Annotated in this window: 2 protein-coding genes; both read right to left on the bottom strand. The window is 64.2% G+C overall.

What is annotated here, in order from left to right:
• Positions 1-258 (bottom strand): hypothetical protein (locus R0J92_RS21420; RefSeq protein ID WP_411053121.1); only part of this gene is annotated, 258 nt, incomplete at its 3' end.
• A gap of 8 nt (positions 259-266) precedes the next feature.
• A partial coding sequence (locus R0J92_RS21425) for a hypothetical protein (protein WP_411053122.1) occupies positions 267-1,090 on the bottom strand: 824 nt, incomplete at its 5' end.

Below are 1,090 nucleotides of genomic sequence, written 5' to 3' on the forward strand. Positions count from 1 at the left end.
GTCGATGCGGCCCGCCCACCAAATGCTGATCGCGGCCTGCCCCATGATGGCGATGAGCACCCCGATCATCCATCGCTTCAGCACGATGGCGGTTTCGCTGTGCTGCACCTCAGCCCTGATTGCGCTGCGTGTGCTGGCATCCAATTGATCACCCGGTCTGCGTCTTGGGGGGCTAACGTCCTGCCTGCCGTTCGACACGAGTGGGGTTTTCCCGAGCACCTGTATGGCGGCTTCCTTTGCGTAGGTTGTGGCGTTCATGATTCATCTTAGGGCTTTGGGTCTAAATCCCGAAGCGTCTCACGAACCTTTGCCATAACCTGTTCTCTACGTGCAGGTTGCTCCGACATGCGGAAGATGATGGCGGCCTTGATCGCCTCGCGTGCGGACGACCTGCTATCCTCCATGATGGCTGTCAGCACTTCCATGTCCCGCTGTTCGGGAGCGGCGAAGTTCCACCCGCGGAGCGCATGGTAGCGACTCGCCTGCTGCAACGCGATGCGGCCGGAGAGCCGCTGGTAGAGCAGCCACTCCTCCTCGTTCGGCTCGACCCGCTTGTTCTGGAGCGAACCCTCGTCGATCTGGAATTGCGGGCGGGGCTCGACGAACCACTTGACCTGCTCGGGGTTCTCCCACTTGTCCTCGTTCCACGTCATCACCATCTTGAGCAGGCGGCCCTCCATGCCCGTCGGCGTCCACTGCCGGGCGACCGGGGACAGCATCCGGAGGCCCGTGGTGGTGGCCCAGCCGCTCTGCTTGTCGTAATCGTCTTTCTCCAGCGGCGTGCCAAACACGGTCACGCGGGGCGGCCCGAGGTGATCGCCGACCGGCATCATCTCCCGCCACAACCGCTCCTCCGTGGTCGGTGCCGGCTCGCCGGCCAGCCAGCGGGAGTCCCGCCTCAGCTCGTCCTGCGTGCGGGCGGTGTTGCGGACGATGTTGGGCATCCACGCCGAGCCGAGCGACATGAGGATTCTCGGCCCCCAATACTCGTGGTCGCTCAGGAGCTTCTGCGCATCGCCGATGCTCTTGAGCGCCGGGATGTCGCCGTACATGCCCGAAAACTGCCGCATCAGACGCCCGACCACCGAGC

Origin of the sequence: Tritonibacter sp. SIMBA_163, from assembly GCF_046535935.1 — a bacterium.
GTDB lineage: Bacteria > Pseudomonadota > Alphaproteobacteria > Rhodobacterales > Rhodobacteraceae > Epibacterium > Epibacterium scottomollicae.